This window comes from Mycobacterium stomatepiae, from assembly GCF_010731715.1.
Classification (GTDB): domain Bacteria; phylum Actinomycetota; class Actinomycetes; order Mycobacteriales; family Mycobacteriaceae; genus Mycobacterium; species Mycobacterium stomatepiae.
The window spans coordinates 4,361,796-4,376,597 of record NZ_AP022587.1 but is presented as its reverse complement, the minus strand read 5'-3'; the positions used below and the strand labels follow the sequence as shown (position 1 = coordinate 4,376,597).

General features: G+C 67.3%; 14 protein-coding genes and 1 pseudogene. 8 read left to right on the top strand and 7 right to left on the bottom strand.

Going from position 1 to position 14,802, the window contains the following annotated elements:
• Positions 1 to 85: 85 nt before the first annotated feature.
• The 4 genes from G6N54_RS20625 to G6N54_RS20610 form a co-directional block, all read right to left on the bottom strand.
• Positions 86 to 640, bottom strand: coding sequence for a type 1 glutamine amidotransferase domain-containing protein (locus tag G6N54_RS20625; protein ID WP_163791681.1), 555 nt, complete (start codon positions 638 to 640; stop codon positions 86 to 88).
• Positions 641 to 759: 119 nt separating this feature from the next.
• Complete coding sequence (locus G6N54_RS20620; RefSeq protein ID WP_232072906.1) at positions 760 to 1,053, bottom strand: malate dehydrogenase; 294 nt, start codon at positions 1,051 to 1,053, stop codon at positions 760 to 762.
• Positions 1,054 to 1,115: 62 nt separating this feature from the next.
• On the bottom strand, positions 1,116 to 2,102 hold the full coding sequence (locus G6N54_RS20615) for an LLM class F420-dependent oxidoreductase (RefSeq protein WP_163791680.1): 987 nt from the start codon (positions 2,100 to 2,102) through the stop codon (positions 1,116 to 1,118).
• Positions 2,103 to 2,152: 50 nt separating this feature from the next.
• A complete protein-coding gene (locus G6N54_RS20610) occupies positions 2,153 to 2,617 on the bottom strand; it encodes a GatB/YqeY domain-containing protein (protein WP_163791679.1) in 465 nt (154 codons plus the stop codon).
• A 140-nt stretch (positions 2,618 to 2,757) separates the two neighbouring features.
• Between G6N54_RS20610 and G6N54_RS20605 the strand changes: the two genes are divergently transcribed.
• Genes G6N54_RS20605 through G6N54_RS20585 form a run of 5 tightly spaced genes read left to right on the top strand, consistent with a single transcriptional unit; the run spans position 2,758 to position 8,208 of the window.
• Positions 2,758 to 4,086 carry a DUF7847 domain-containing protein gene (locus G6N54_RS20605; RefSeq protein ID WP_163791678.1) on the top strand — a complete coding sequence of 443 codons (1,329 nt, stop codon included), beginning with the start codon at positions 2,758 to 2,760 and terminating at the stop codon, positions 4,084 to 4,086.
• 12 nt (positions 4,087 to 4,098) lie between these two features.
• The gene (locus G6N54_RS20600) at positions 4,099 to 4,752 is read left to right on the top strand and encodes a DUF4129 domain-containing protein (RefSeq protein WP_163791677.1); all 654 of its coding nucleotides are present in this window, start codon (positions 4,099 to 4,101) and stop codon (positions 4,750 to 4,752) included.
• Positions 4,734 to 5,891, top strand: a complete 1,158-nt coding sequence (locus G6N54_RS20595; RefSeq protein ID WP_232072905.1) for a DUF4350 domain-containing protein — start codon at positions 4,734 to 4,736, stop codon at positions 5,889 to 5,891. Before G6N54_RS20600 ends, G6N54_RS20595 begins: the two co-directional genes overlap by 19 nt.
• Entirely contained in the window at positions 5,888 to 6,874 is a 987-nt protein-coding gene (locus tag G6N54_RS20590; RefSeq protein WP_163791676.1) for an AAA family ATPase, read from the top strand. Before G6N54_RS20595 ends, G6N54_RS20590 begins: the two co-directional genes overlap by 4 nt.
• Positions 6,874 to 8,208 (top strand): DUF58 domain-containing protein, encoded by a 1,335-nt coding sequence (locus G6N54_RS20585; RefSeq protein ID WP_163791675.1) that lies wholly within the window; start codon positions 6,874 to 6,876, stop codon positions 8,206 to 8,208. Before G6N54_RS20590 ends, G6N54_RS20585 begins: the two co-directional genes overlap by 1 nt.
• A 7-nt stretch (positions 8,209 to 8,215) precedes the next feature.
• Here G6N54_RS20585 and G6N54_RS20580 read toward each other — a convergent pair whose 3' ends face one another.
• Positions 8,216 to 9,208: a stage II sporulation protein M gene (locus tag G6N54_RS20580; protein ID WP_163791674.1), complete on the bottom strand. Its 993-nt coding sequence runs from the start codon at positions 9,206 to 9,208 to the stop codon at positions 8,216 to 8,218.
• A gap of 76 nt (positions 9,209 to 9,284) precedes the next feature.
• Between G6N54_RS20580 and G6N54_RS20575 the strand changes: the two genes are divergently transcribed.
• A complete protein-coding gene (locus G6N54_RS20575; RefSeq protein WP_163791673.1) occupies positions 9,285 to 10,232 on the top strand; it encodes an RDD family protein in 948 nt (315 codons plus the stop codon).
• A 20-nt stretch (positions 10,233 to 10,252) separates the two neighbouring features.
• On the opposite strand, the gene G6N54_RS20570 is transcribed toward G6N54_RS20575, so the two are convergent.
• Positions 10,253 to 10,642 carry a hypothetical protein gene (locus G6N54_RS20570; RefSeq protein ID WP_163791672.1) on the bottom strand — a complete coding sequence of 130 codons (390 nt, stop codon included), beginning with the start codon at positions 10,640 to 10,642 and terminating at the stop codon, positions 10,253 to 10,255.
• A gap of 209 nt (positions 10,643 to 10,851) precedes the next feature.
• Here G6N54_RS20570 and G6N54_RS20565 point away from each other — a divergent pair, with 209 nt between their 5' ends.
• Positions 10,852 to 11,574, top strand: a complete 723-nt coding sequence (locus G6N54_RS20565; protein WP_163791671.1) for a PadR family transcriptional regulator — start codon at positions 10,852 to 10,854, stop codon at positions 11,572 to 11,574.
• Between the two features lie 48 nt (positions 11,575 to 11,622).
• On the opposite strand, the gene glpK is transcribed toward G6N54_RS20565, so the two are convergent.
• On the bottom strand, positions 11,623 to 13,179 hold the full coding sequence (gene glpK / locus G6N54_RS20560; protein ID WP_163791670.1) for a glycerol kinase GlpK: 1,557 nt from the start codon (positions 13,177 to 13,179) through the stop codon (positions 11,623 to 11,625).
• A 123-nt stretch (positions 13,180 to 13,302) separates the two neighbouring features.
• Between glpK and G6N54_RS20555 the strand changes: the two are divergent.
• Positions 13,303 to 14,786 (top strand): annotated as a pseudogene (locus G6N54_RS20555) (glutamate--cysteine ligase).
• Positions 14,787 to 14,802: the final 16 nt, after the last annotated feature.

Genomic DNA, 14,802 nt, shown 5'->3' with positions numbered 1-14,802 from the left:
CGGATGATAGCCGTGGCGATCACGGCATCTTTTGGGTAGTGCCCACAATCAGTACGTTGAAACTCCGAGACCGCCCGCCGAGGACTTAACCCGTTGTTGCGTGCGCGAATTGCTTGATGAGCGTGGCGCAGAATGCCGGCAGGTCGGCCGGACAACGACTGGTGACCAAGTTGCCGTCGACGACGACTTCCTCGTCGACGACGTGTGCGCCCGCATTGCGCAGATCGGTGCGAATGCTCGGGTAAGAGGTAAGGGTCCGCCCGGCCGCGACCCCGGCCTCGACCAACGTCCACGGGCCGTGACAGATGGCCCCGACCGGCTTTCCGGATCCTACGAAGTCGCGAACGAATGCGACTGCGACCGAATCCATCCGCAGCTTGTCGGGGTTCACCGTGCCGCCCGGCAGCACCAGTCCGTCGAACTCATGCACCGAGGCATCCGACACCGCGCGGTCGACCGTGAATCGTCCAGCGGGCTCGAGATCGTGTTCACGCGCCTGAATTTCGCCGGCTTTCAACGAGAGGACTTCAACCCGGGCACCCGCTTGTTTCAGGGCCGCGCGCGGCTGCTCGAGTTCTACCTTTTCCACACCGTCTGCCGCCAGAATAGCAATTGTCTTGCCTTGCAGTTTGTTTGCCATCGTATTCTCCTTCAAGGTTAAACAGCACGGCGGGCGCCGTTGCCTGTGCTACGTAATGCCGTATAGAGATCAAGCACTCCGATTCCGGAAAGCGCCACGCCGGCGATGATTCCGCGTTGTCACCGTCCACGACCGCGACGCGCCACCCCCGCCGCCAACAGCGCTACATCCATGACATCGCCGGCGACCCGTGTCCATACCAAGCCATTGGGGCCACCCAACAACGCCGCGCCATGGCCACATTCACGCACACCCAACGCTCGAATGACGCGCCGCGTCAGCCTGTTGTCGTCCACACCCGCGAGCGCGGCGACTCTTCCAGGCGCCAGGATTTCGCTCACGCCCAGGCCCACACTGGCTCCGGCGAGGCCGTTCACCAATGCGGTGGTTGTCGTGTCGGATGGATCGGTCATGGGTATCTCCCTCGCGTGATGTTCGCCCGAATACCCTTGCCGGAACTCGTCAAACGCGTGCGCTAAGGCGATGCGGCCCGCAGCGCCGCAAGCAAAGGCTCCGCCGCTTCTTTGAGGAACAGATCTTGTGTTTGGCCACCGATTTGGATCAACGCGATGTCGGTGAAGCCGGCTTCCCAGTAGGACCGGACACTTTCCACGATCGCATCCAGATCCGGTCCGCAGGGGATGGCATCGGCGACGTCCTCAGGACGCACGAACTGCGTCGCCCCGGCGAAGCCCGCCGGCGTCGGCAAGTCGGCGTTGACCGCCCAACCCCCGCCGAACCAGCGGAACTGGTCATGCGCGCGCTCGACGGCGGCATCACGGCCGGGGTCCCAGCACACCGGTATCTGGCCGACCACTCGCCCCCCTTCGGTTCCATTGGCGGCCTGCCGGGCGACATGCCACGAGTTCACCAGGGCCTTGTCGGGCTGCACCGCGATCAGATGGTCGGCGAGCTTGGCGAATTTCTCGACACCCTTCGGTCCGCTCATCGCCACACCGAGGCCGACCGGAACGTCGGGAACATCCCACAATCGCGCGGAGTCCACCTGAAAGTAGTCGCCCCGCCAGTTCACCAGCCGGCCGCCGAACAGCTCACGAATGATTTTGATGGCTTCGCGCAGCATGTCCTGGCGCCGTTCGACGGTGGGCCAGCCCTTGCCGACAACGTGTTCGTTGAGGTTCTCGCCGCTACCTAACCCGAGCGTGAACCGCCCGTCGGCGAGAATCTGCACGGTCGCTGCCTGCTGGGCGACCACTGCGGGGTGATACCGCATCGTCGGACATGTCACATAGGTGTACAAGTCGACCTGCTCGGTTGCCTGGGCCACCGCGCCCAGCACCGCCCAGGCGTTGGGGGCATGCCCCTGCGATGCCAGCCATGGGGAGAAGTGGTCGCTGCACACCTCGAAGTCGAACCCGCGCTGCTCAGCCGAAACCGCGTACTGCACAAGGTCTTTGGGGCCGTTCTGCTCGGTCATCAGGGTATAGCCGAACTTCGTCATAACAGTTCGGGTACCCCGGGCCCACCGACGCAAACAGGCCGCGCGCCGGCTTACAGCCGGTCTTTGACCGCCGCGGACAGCCGCGAGCCATCGGCCTTCCCGGCCGCGATCGCGGTCGCCGCCTTCATGACCTGTCCCATTTGCTTCATGCTGGGCCGCTCGCCGATCGCCTCAGCAACCTGAGCGATGGCGGTGTCGACCACGTCGGCTAACTCCGCCTCGTTGAGCGGCGTCGGCAGATACTCGTCGATGATCCGCGCCTCGGCGTGCTCGTTGGCGGCGAGTTCACCGCGGCCGTTTTGGGTGTAAATCTCGGCGGCCTCACCGCGCTTGCGGGATTCCCGGGCGAACACCTTGAGGATTTCGTCGTCCGATAGTTCCCTGGCCTCCTTACCAGAAACCTCCTCGGTCTGGACAGCGGCCAGCAACATGCGCAGGGTCGCGGTCCGCAACTTATCCTGGGTCTTCATCGCCCCGGTGAGGTCCGCCCGAAGCCGGGCTTTGAGTTCCGCCATGCTGAAAACGCTACGCGCCCGGACGCCGCGGAGACTGTGCAGGCCAGCGGGGGCGGGACGCGTGACTGGGGAAGATTGAGAAAAGCCCCGACCGTCGACAGGATGGAGCCCATGACGAACGACGACGGCTGCTGGACCCGGTGAGCGCGCTGCCGCCTGACTATCCGGTTGAGCCCCCGCCGGGAGGATCGACGCCCGACGGCTTTCCGCCGGCGTATGGCATGCCGCCCGCCTACGCCGGTCCACCACCCGGCTACGGCGCCGAGCCCGGCTCCGGACCGCCACCGGGTTACGGACCCCCGCCCGGCTACCGGCCGCCGCCGCCCGGGTACGGCCCGCCACCGGGGTACGGCGCAACCCCCGGTTACGGACCACCTCCCGGTTACGGGCCACCTCCCGGGTACGGACCGCCGCCGGGGTACGGGCCGCCGCCGGGATTTGGCGTGCCACCCGGCCACGGCCCGCAGTACGGCTCGCCCCAGTTGGCCCCGGGAGCGATCAAACCCGGAATCATCCCGCTGCGGCCGTTGAGCCTGAGCGACATCTTCAACGGCGCGGTCGGCTACATCCGCGCCAACCCGAAAGCCACGCTGGGGTTGACCGCGATCGTGGTTGTGGTCATGCAGATCATCTCCCTGGTCGCCACCGTGGGGCCGATCGCCGCGCTCGGCGGTCTGGCCAACGGCCGGTCAGAAGAAATGAACTGGGGTGTGGTCGGCGCGTGGTTCGGCTCGATCGGCGTCGGCGCGCTGGTCACCTGGCTGGGCAGCATGCTGCTGTCCGGGATGCTCACCGCCATCGTCGGCCGGGCGGTATTCGGTTCGCCGATCACGATCGGCGAAACGTGGGCCAGGATTCGGGGGCGGCTGCTCCCGTTGCTCGGCCTGGCACTGCTGGAAGCGTCCGTGGTGGCCGTGCTGTTCGGCCTCGCCGCGGTGGTCATCGCGTTGATCGCGGCGATCGGCAACGGGGCCGCGGCGGTGCTGATCGGCATCCCGCTGTTTTTCGCCCTGTTCGCGTTGATGGTGTACCTGTACATGGTCGTGCTGTTCGCGCCCGTGCTGATCGTGTTGGAGCGGCTACCGGTTTTCGACGCCATCACCAGATCCTTTGCGCTGCTGCGTAACGGCTTCTGGCGCGTACTCGGCATTCGGGTACTGACGTTCATCGTGGCCGGCGTGGTCTCCGGCGCGGTCAGCGCACCGTTCAGCATCGTCGGCCAGGTGATGCTCGCCGGCATGCCGTCCACCGGCATCCTGCTGCTGGGCACCGTGATCACCTCGATCGGATCGGCGATCGGCCAGATCCTCACCGCGCCGTTCAACGCCGGTGTGATCGTCCTGCTCTACACCGACCGCCGGATCCGCGCCGAGGCATTCGACCTGGTGCTGCAATCGGGCGCCGCGAGCGCGCCGTACGCGGCCGCATCGACCGACAACCTCTGGCTGACCCGGCCTTTCCAAGGCTGAGCGGGGACGACAGTGCCTTCCATCGACATCGACCGCGATGCCGCACATCAGGCCGCAGCCGACGAGCTCAGCAAGCCGATTTACACCAAGGCGTCCGCCACCCAGCAGCTCGTCGACTGGATCAACGAGCTGCTGTACCGGCTGCTGCAGAAAACCTCCTCGCTACCCGGTGGCTGGTTGACCACCGCGGTGCTGCTCACCCTGCTGGCCGTCGCGGTCGTGGTTGCCGTCCACATCGCGCGGCGCACCATGCGCACCAGACGCCGCGGCGACTACCAGTTGTTCGAGACCGCTCAGCTCACCGCGGCGCAACATCGTGAGACCGCGGAACGCTATGCGGCCGAGGGCAATTGGACCGCGGCCATCCGCCACCGGTTGCGCGCTATCGCCCGTCAGCTCGAGGAGACCGCGGTGCTGAACCCGGCGCCGGGCCGCACCGCCAACGAGCTGGCGCGAGATGCCGGCCAGGCGTTGCCGCATCTCACAGACGAATTATCACAGGCGGCAACGGCTTTCAACGATGTCACGTACGGCGAGGTTCCGGGGACTCAGTCCGCCTACCAGATGATCGCCGATCTCGACGACCACTTGCGGATGCGGGCGCCGGCCACCGCGTCCACGGCCGGGCATTACACTCCGGTCCAATCATGGGCACAGGTGCGGTGATGGCCACGACGGCATCCCAGCCCTCGGTAGCGTCCACCGGCCGCTGGCGCTCGTGGCGTGGAATCGCGCTCACACTGGTCGTTCTCGCGCTCGTCGCCTGGATAGGCGCCTACCTGACCGCGCCGCGACCCGGCGCGCGGATGGACGCGGAGTCCACCGGAACCGACGGCGCGCACGCGTTGGTGACGCTGCTGCGCGACGGCGGTGTCGACGTCGTCGTCGCCGACAAGCTCGCCGACGTCGAACAGGCGGCGCGCCCCGACACCCTGATCCTGGTGGCGCAGAGCCAGTATCTGAGCGAGGACATGCTGGAGCGGTTGGCCAAAGCGCCCGGTGACTTGCTCCTGGTCGAACCGACCGCGCGAACCCGCGAGGCACTACTGCCCGGCGTGCGCATCTCGGGTGCCAGTTCCTTTGACAGCGAGCCGAAATGCACGCTGCGCGAGGCCACTCGAGCCGGATCGGTGCGATTCGGCCCGAGCGACACCTTCGACGTCAAAGACACCCGGGTGATCACCCGCTGCTACGACGGGGTGCTGATCCGCTTCCGGGATGGCGGTCGAACGATCACGGCGGTCGGCAGCAGCGACTTCATGACGAATCACGACCTGGCGCAGGCCGGTAACGCCGCGCTGGCGATGAACCTCGCGGGCGACCGGCCGCGGCTGATCTGGTACGCGCCGCATCACATCGAAGGTGAAACAACCCCCGCCGCATCGATTTTCGATCTGATTCCGGACAACGTGAATTGGATAGTCTGGCAGCTGTCGGTGGTTGTGCTGCTGGTTGCGCTATGGAAGGGCCGCCGTCCCGGGCCGCTGGTGGCCGAGGACCTTCCCGTCGTCGTACGCGCGTCGGAGACCGTGGAGGGTCGCGGCCGGCTGTACCGTTCCCGCCGGGCACGCGACCGAGCCGCCGCAGCCCTGCGCACCGCGACACTGCAGCGGCTGCTGCCCCGGCTCGGCTTGGGCACCGGCGCCCAAGCGCAGGCGGTGGTGATGACCGTCGCCCAACGCACCGGGGTGGACGCGGGATTTGTCTCCTACCACCTGTTCGGACCACCGCCGGGCACCGACAACGACTTGCTCCAACTCGCCCGTGCGCTCGACGAAATCGAAAGGCAGGTCACCAACTCGTGACACAGTCCCCACAAGCCGCTACCCCGCAATCCCCGACCGCCGACTCGGCTCGAGACGCGCTGCTGGCGTTGCGCGGCGAACTCGCCAAGGCCGTCGTCGGACAGGAAGGGGTGATCAGCGGACTGGTGATCGCGCTGCTGTGTCGCGGTCACGTGCTGCTGGAAGGTGTTCCGGGAGTGGCGAAGACGTTACTGGTCCGGGCACTGTCCGCGGCGTTGCAACTGGAATTCAAGCGGGTGCAATTCACGCCCGACCTGATGCCCGGCGACGTCACGGGATCCCTGGTGTACGACGCGCGCACCGCCGCGTTCGCGTTCCGGCCCGGCCCGGTGTTCACCAATCTGCTGCTGGCCGACGAGATCAACCGCACCCCACCCAAGACGCAGGCCGCGCTGCTCGAGGCCATGGAGGAGCGTCAGGTCAGCGTGGACGGCGAATCCCGGCCGCTGCCGGACCCGTTCATCGTCGCCGCGACCCAGAACCCAATCGAATACGAGGGCACCTACCAGTTGCCGGAAGCCCAACTCGACCGCTTCCTGCTCAAGCTGAACGTGACGCTGCCGCCCCGCGATTCCGAAATCGCCATCCTCGGCCGGCACGCGCACGGCTTCGACCCCCGCGATCTGTCCGCGATCAAACCGGTGGCCGGGCCCGCCGAGCTGGCGGCCGGTCGCCAAGCGGTGCAACAGGTTCTGATCGCCGATGAGGTGCTGGGCTACATCGTCGACATCGTCGGAGCCACCCGCTCATCCCCCGCTTTGCAACTCGGCGTATCACCACGCGGGGCGACGGCACTGCTGGGCACCGCGCGCTCCTGGGCGTGGCTGTCCGGTCGCAACTACGTCACCCCCGACGACGTTAAGGCGATGGCCCGCCCGACGCTACGGCACCGGGTGATGCTTCGCCCCGAAGCCGAGCTCGAGGGCGCGACACCCGACGGAGTGCTCGACGGCATCCTGGCATCGGTTCCGGTGCCGCGCTAGTGATTCTGACCGGGCGCACCGGCCTCGTGGCGTTGATCTGCATCATACCGATCGCGCTCTCCCCTCGGCCGGCAAAGGTTTTCGAGTTGCTGCTGGCAGCGCTGGCGGCGGCGGTTGTCGTCGACATCGCGCTGGCGGCCAGCACCCGCAAACTGCGCTATGTTCGTTCGCCGGACAGCTCGGCGCGCCTCGGTCAACCGATGGACGTGGATCTCGAGATCCACAACGACGGCCCCCGGCGTTTCCGCGGCCAGATCCGCGATGCCTGGCCGCCCAGCGCGCGCGCCGAACCGCGCATCCACCCGGTCAAAATCGTTGCCGGGCAACATCAGCATGTCCGAATGCACCTGCGGCCGGTCCGCCGCGGCGATCAGCGTGCGTCAGTGGTGACCGCCCGATCGATCGGGCCGCTGGGGTTGGCGGGACGGCAGGGTTCGCAGCCGGTGCCCGGCCAGGTCCGGGTATTGCCACCGTTCCTGTCGCGCAAGCACCTGCCGTCGCGGCTGGCGAAACTGCGCGAGATCGACGGTCTACTCCCGACGTTGATCCGTGGGCAGGGAACCGAATTCGACTCGCTGCGCGAGTATGTCGTCGGCGACGATGTGCGCTCGATCGACTGGCGTGCTTCGGCGCGCCGAGCCGACGTGATGGTCCGCACCTGGCGGCCCGAACGCGACCGTCGGGTGGTGATCGTGCTCGACACCGGGCGCATGGCTGCGGGCCGCGTCGGGGTCGACCCCACCTCGTCTGGTCCGGGCGCCGACCCCGCCGGCTGGCCCCGGCTGGACTGGTCAATGGATGCCGCACTGCTGCTGGCCGCGCTCGCATCGCGGGCCGGCGATCATGTCGACTTCCTCGCGCACGACCGGGTGAGTCGGGCCGGCGTGTTCGGCGCGTCGCGCACCGAGCTGCTAGCCCAGCTGGTGGAAGCGATGGCCCCGCTACAACCAACGCTGGTCGAATCCGATTGGCGCGCAATGATTGCCGCCATCAAGCGACGCGTCCGGCGGCGGTCCCTGGTGGTGCTGCTGACCGACCTCAACGCCACCGCCCTGGACGAAGGCCTGCTGCCGGTGCTGCCGCAGCTGTCGTCCAGGCACCATCTGATAGTCGCCGCGGTCTCCGACCCGCGAGTGGACCAGATGGCCATCGGCCGTTCGGATGCGGCGGCGGTCTACGACGCGGCGGCGGCCGAGCGGTCCCGCAACGACCGCCGGGCGATCGCGACACGGCTGCGCCAAAGCGGCGTCGAAGTCGTCGACGCGCCGCCCGACGAATTGGCCCCCGCTCTGGCCGACCGCTATCTGGCGATGAAAGCGACTGGGCGGCTGTAGATCCCGATCAACGGGTGGGAATCACGTCGGGCGCGTCGTCGATGTCGCCGGTCTCCCCGGCTTTCACGGCGCGGCGCCCGAAGTAGATGACGTACGTGAGGAGCGCCGCCTCGGCGGCGACTCCGACACCGATGCGAACGAACGTCGGCAAGTGCGATGGCGTCACCATCGCCTCGATCAACCCGGAGACCAGCAGCACACCGACGAGTCCGATCGCCACCGACACGACGGCCCGCCCCTGTTCGGCGAGCGCTTGGCCGCGGGGGCGATCTCCGGGTGAGATCACCGACCACCCCAGCCGCATCCCCGCGGCCCCGGAGAGAAACACCGCCGTCAGCTCGAGCAGCCCGTGCGGGAGCAGCAAACCCAGCAGGATATCGCCCTTGCCAGCCTGGAACATCAGCCCGGCGATCAAGCCGAGGTTAGCGGCGTTTTGGAACAGCACGATCGGAATCGGCAGTCCCAGCAGCACCGAAAACGCGATGCACTGGGCGGAGACCCAGGAGTTGTTCACCCAGACCTGCAGGGCGAACGCCAACGCCGGATGTTCGCTGTAGTAATCGGCGATGTCGTGGTTGACCAATTGATCGATGTCACTGGGTGTTCCGATCGCGGCCTGCACGTCAGGGTTGTTGGCCACCCAGACCGCGATGATCACCGCGACACCGAGAAAGGCCGCCGCGGTGCCCAACCACCACCGCCAGGCCCGGTAGGCGGTCACCGGGAAGGACACCGTCCAGAACCTGGTGAACGTGCTTGTCAGCGGCGCGTGGGCACCGGTGACCGCCGAGCGGGCCCGTGCGATCAGGCTCGACAGTCGGCCGATCATCAGCGAATCCGAGTACGCCGACCGCAGCATCGACAGATGGGTGGACACCCGCTGGTACAGCTCGACGAGTTCGTCGACTTCCGCACCCGTCAGCGACCTGCGCCGCTTGATCAACTGGTCAAGCCGATCCCAGGTCGGGCGATGGGTCAGCACGAATGCGTCGACGTCCACGTGGGCAGCCTAATAGCTATTTCGGGGTCACAGACTAGAGCCGGTCACACCCAGCGAACCTGTACCGTTCGGTGTTATGTCGGAGGTGGTGACCGGGGACGCCGTGGTGCTGGACGTGCAAATCGCCCAGCTGCCGGTGCGAGCCCTGAGCGCACTGATCGACATCACGGTGATTTTCCTCTTATACATCGTCGGGCTGATGCTGTGGGCGGCCACGCTGACGCAATTCGACGGGGCGCTCAGCGCGGCCGTCCTGATCATCTTCACGGTGCTGGTGATGGTCGGTTATCCGATCACGTTCGAGACGGCCACCCGGGGACGGTCGGTCGGCAAGATCATCATGGGCCTGCGCGTCGTGTCCGACGACGGCGGCCCAGAACGCTTCCGGCAAGCCCTTTTTCGCGCGCTGGCTTCAGTGGTGGAGATCTGGATGCTGGCGGGCAGCCCGGCCGTCATCTGCAGCATTTTCTCGCCGAAGGCCAAGCGCGTCGGCGACATCTTCGCCGGCACAGTCGTCGTCAGCGAGCGCGGCCCACGCTTGGGGCCGCCGCCGATGATGCCGCCATCGCTGGCATGGTGGGCGTCGTCGCTGCAGTTGTCGAACCTCGACGCCGGCCAGGCCGAGGTCGCACGCCAATTCCTCTCGCGGGCACACCAACTCGATCCCCAGCTGCGTGCGCAGATGGCGTACCGCATCGGTGGGGACGTGGTGTCGCGGATCGCACCGCCGCCTCCGCCCGGCACTCCGCCTGAGCTGGTGCTCGCCGCCGTCCTGGCCGAGCGCCACCGCCGCGAGCTGGCACGCCTGCGCCCCGCCATGCCGCCGGGCCCACCGCCCGGCCCCTGGGCGACCGCACCGCAGTTTCAGGCTCCGCAGTTTCAGGCGCCGCCCGGGTGGTTTCCCGCACCCCCGGCGGCCATGCCGCAGCAGCCCGCGCCGGTCGCCTGGCCGCGTCAGGCAGCCCCGGAGGCGACCCCGCCGTCGCAGGGACAGCAAACCGGCGGCTTCTCTCCGCCAGGCTGAGCAGCGCTCTTGAGGCGCGGCTACCTCGCGACGGTGGCGGCCATCAGTGCGACGTCGGCGATCAACGCCGCCCAGCCGAGCAGCGGCACCGCGATGCCGCCGCGACGCTTGGCCGTGAAAAATGTGACGAGGATGACGACGAAGGCGACCAGCGGCGCGCCGTAAAAGGCGACACCGAAATCGATCCCACCGCGGCCCGCGTCGGGGCAGGTGCGATCCGTGCATCCGTCGGTGCTCATCACCGCGCCGAGCGCGAAGAGCATGACGATCGCGGCGGCAGGCACCGTCGACAGCGCCAAGCCCCAGTTCACCCAGGGCCACACGTGGCGATCCTGGCCCTGATCACGCCTAGACGGCTCCGTGCGGTGCGGCTCGCTGTCGACCGTCACGTCGGAGTTCTTTGCGTTCATCACGCAGTCCGTACCCGTCGCCCGCCCGGGACAAACGAGTCCCCGGCCGGCAGCGCTGGCCTTGCCCTTCGCGCAGATCGGCCCCCTCGGTAAGCCGACTTAGCGAGCCCACCCGGGATAAATCGTTGCATCGCGATCGTTTCCGATATATCGTGATATTCCGAAGCGCACGGACGGTGCGCAACCCCGAGAACATGAGGACTACAACAATGAGCAACCAATTCACTCCCCCGGAGGGACCGTTCGCCGGTCACCCGGGCCTCGGCTTCGGCTTTGGCCCCGGTTTCGGCCCCGCGCAACGGCGGGCCATGCACGACGCCAGGCGCCAGGCCCGGCGAGAGTTCCGCGAACAACTCCGTGAGCAAGCCGGCGAGCAGGGCTTCGGTCCCGGTTTCGGACCGGGCTTCGGACCCGGTTTTGGCCCCGGCTTCGGCCCGGGCTTCGGTTTCGGCCCCGGCGGCCGGCGCGGCGGGCGCCGTCGCGGCCACGCCAGCCGCGGACGCCGCGGTGATGTGCGGGCGGCCATCCTAACGCTGCTCGCCGAGCAGCCGATGCATGGCTACAAGATGATCCAGCAGATCGCCGAGCGCAGCAACGGGCTGTGGAAGCCGAGCCCCGGTTCGGTCTACCCCACGCTGCAGCTGCTCACCGACGAAGGGCTGATCACCGCAAGCCAATCCGACGGCAGCAAAAAGCTTTTCGAGCTGACCGAGGAAGGGCGTGCGGCGGCCGAGAAGGTCGAGACCCCGCCATGGGACGAGATCACCGAAGGCGCCGACCCAGATCAGATGAACCTGCGGTCGGCCATCGGGCAGCTGTTCGGAGCGGTCGCGCAATCCGCGCACGCCGCCACTGCCGACCAGCAGCAGCGCATCATCGAGATTCTCAACAATGCGCGCCGCGAGGTCTACGGCATCCTCGGCGAGGACTGACCGATCTGCTGAGAACTGCCCGTCGGCCCTGCGCCGGCGGGCATTTCGCTATGACACGTCGACCCAATCGAGCGTGCGCTGCACCGCCTTACGCCACCCGGCGTATCCCTGCGCGCGCTGGTCGTCGTCCCACTTCGGCGTCCACCGCTTGTCTTCCTGCCAGTTGGCCCGCAGGTCGGACGGATCGGCCCAGAACCCGACCGCCAGACCGGCGGCGTAGGCGGCGCCCAGCGCGGTGGTCTCGGCGACCACCGGGCGTACCACGTCGACGCCCAGCACGTCGGCCTGGATCTGCATGCACAGTTCGTTCTGGGTGATGCCACCGTCGACCTTCAACACCTCAAGACGCACACCGGAATCCGCTGCCATCGCGTCCACCACATCGCGGCTCTGGTAGCAGATCGCCTCCAGCGTCGCGCGGGCCAGATGCGCGTTGGTGTTGTACCGCGACAACCCGACGATCGCGCCGCGCGCGTCGGAGCGCCAGTACGGGGCGAACAACCCGGAAAACGCGGGCACGAAATAGACCCCGCCGTTGTCGGGAACCTCGCGGGCCAGCCATTCGCTTTGCGCGGCACCGCTGATGATGCCCAGCTGATCGCGCAGCCATTGCACCGCCGAGCCGGTGACCGCGATCGAGCCCTCGAGCGCGTAGACGGGTTTGGCGTCCCCGAACTGATAACAGACCGTGGTCAGCAGCCCGTTGTCGGACCGCACGATGGTCTCGCCGGTATTGAGCAGCAGGAAATTGCCAGTGCCGTAGGTGTTCTTCGCCTCACCCGCATCGAGGCAGACCTGGCCGACCATCGCGGCGTGCTGGTCGCCCAGGACCCCGGTGATCGGCACCTCGGCGCCCAACGGCCCGTCGTTCGAGGTGACGCCGTAGGGCTGCGTCGGCGACGACGACGCGATCGCCGGCAGCATCGCACGCGGAATCGAAAAGAAGGACAGCAGCTCATCGTCCCAGTCCAGCGTTTCCAGATCCATCAGCATGGTCCGGCTGGCATTGGTCACGTCGGTGACGTGCACCCCGCCGCGCGGACCGCCGGTCAGGTTCCACAACACCCAGCTGTCCGGGGTGCCGAACAGCGCATCACCGCTTTCGGCCGCCGCGCGCACCCCGTCGACGTTCTCCAGGATCCATTGCAGCTTCCCGCCGGAGAAATAGGTCGCCGGCGGCAGGCCGGCCTTGCGCCGGATCACGTCGCCACGCCCGTCGCGGTCCAGCGCCGACGCGATCCGGTCGGTGCGGGTGTCCTGCCAGACGATCGCGTTGTAGTACGGCCTTCCGGTGTGCCGATTCCACACCAGCGTCGTCTCGCGCTGGTTTGTAATTCCGAGCGTGGCAATGTCTTTCGCCGAGAACTTGGACGTGTTCAGCACCGACAGCAACACCGCGGAGGTGCGTTCCCAGATCTCGATCGGATTGTGCTCGACCCAGCCGGCTTGGGGCAGGATCTGCTCGTGCTCGAGCTGGTGACGTGCGACCTCGGCGCCGTCGTGATCGAAAATCATGCACCGGGTGCTAGTGGTGCCCTGATCGATAGCTGCGACGAACTCGGCCACCTGTCTCCTTCGTCGTGAACTGCGACACGTCTCTGCCATCGTCCATGATGGTGGACCGACCCACCAGATCTGCAGCTAACCCGCTCGGTTAGGACCAACCCGGTGGCGCGATCGGTGGCGTCACCCTTGCGTTACCGGCGGCAACCCTGTTGCATCGGCGATGTGGGCGAAGAGGTCAAGCGCACCACGTATGACCGCGCACATCGGCGGGAGTACCGGCGCAAAGTGCAGCTGTGTCTGGACGTCTTCGAGACGATGCTGGCCCAGTCACGGTTCGACTCCGACCGGCCGCTGACCGGCATGGAGATCGAATGCAACCTGGTCGATGGCGACTATCAGCCCGCCATGTCGAACCGGCCCGTGCTCGATGCCATCGCAGATCCGGCCTACCAGAAGGAATTAGGCGCCTACAACATCGAATTCAACGTTCCGCCCCGGCCACTGACCGGACCGGCCTGGACCTGGAGGCGGAAGTGCGGGCCAGCCTCAACGAGGCGCAGACCAAGGCCGCCTCGGCGGGCACCCGCATCGTGATGATCGGCATCCTGCCCACGCTGATGCCCGAGCATCTGTCGCGCGACGGCTGGATGAGCGAATCGTCGCGGTACGCCGCGCTCAACGAGTCCATCTTCAGCGCGCGCGGCGAGGACATCCCGATACACATCTCCGGCCCGGAGCCGCTGAGCTGGGAGGCGGTGACGATCGCGCCCGAATCCGCTTGCACCAGTATGCAATTGCACTTGCAGGTGGCTCCGGCCGACTTCGCTCCCAACTGGAATGCGGCGCAGGTGATGGCCGGCCCGCAACTGGCGCTGGGCGCCAATTCGCCGTACTTCTTCGGCCATCAGCTGTGGTCGGAGACCCGGATCGAGGTGTTCTCGCAATCCACCGACACCCGGCCCGAGGAGCTCAAAACCCAAGGGGTGCGGCCCCGGGTGTGGTTCGGCGAACGCTGGATCGGCTCGATCCTGGATCTGTTCAAAGAGAACATCCGCTACTTTCCGTCCCTGCTGAACGAGTTGTCCGACGAGGATCCGGCTGCCGAACTGACCGCCGGCCGCATTCCGCATCTCTCCGAATTACGTCTGCACAACGGCACCGTGGACCGCTGGAACCGGCCGGTGTACGACGTCTTGGAAGTGGACGGGGTCGGGCGCCCGCACCTGCAGTTGGAGAATCGGGTATTGCCGGCCGGGCCCACCGTCATCGACATGCTGGCCAACTCCGCGTTCTACTACGGCACGCTGCGCACGCTGTCCGAGCAAGAGAATCCGCTCTGGACGAAGATGAGTTTCGCTGCGGCACATCATAATTTCCTCGAAGCGGCCCGCCACGGGATGGACACCGTGCTGCACTGGCCGGAGCTGGGTGAGATGACCGCGACGAAGCTGGTGCTCGACACCCTATTGCCGATCGCCGATGAGGGACTGCGCAGCTGGGGGGTGGACGTCGAGGTGCGCGATCGCTTCCTCGGCGTCATCGAGGGCCGCGCCAAGGCCGGCCGCAACGGCGCCAGCTGGCAGGTGGCGACCGTGCGCGCGTTGCAGGACTCCGGCCTCACGCGGCGCGCGGCGCTCGCCGAGATGCTGCGCCGGTATTGCGACCATATGCACGCCAACGAGCCGGTCCACACCTGGCCCTGCTAGCCGCGGGTAGGTTGGA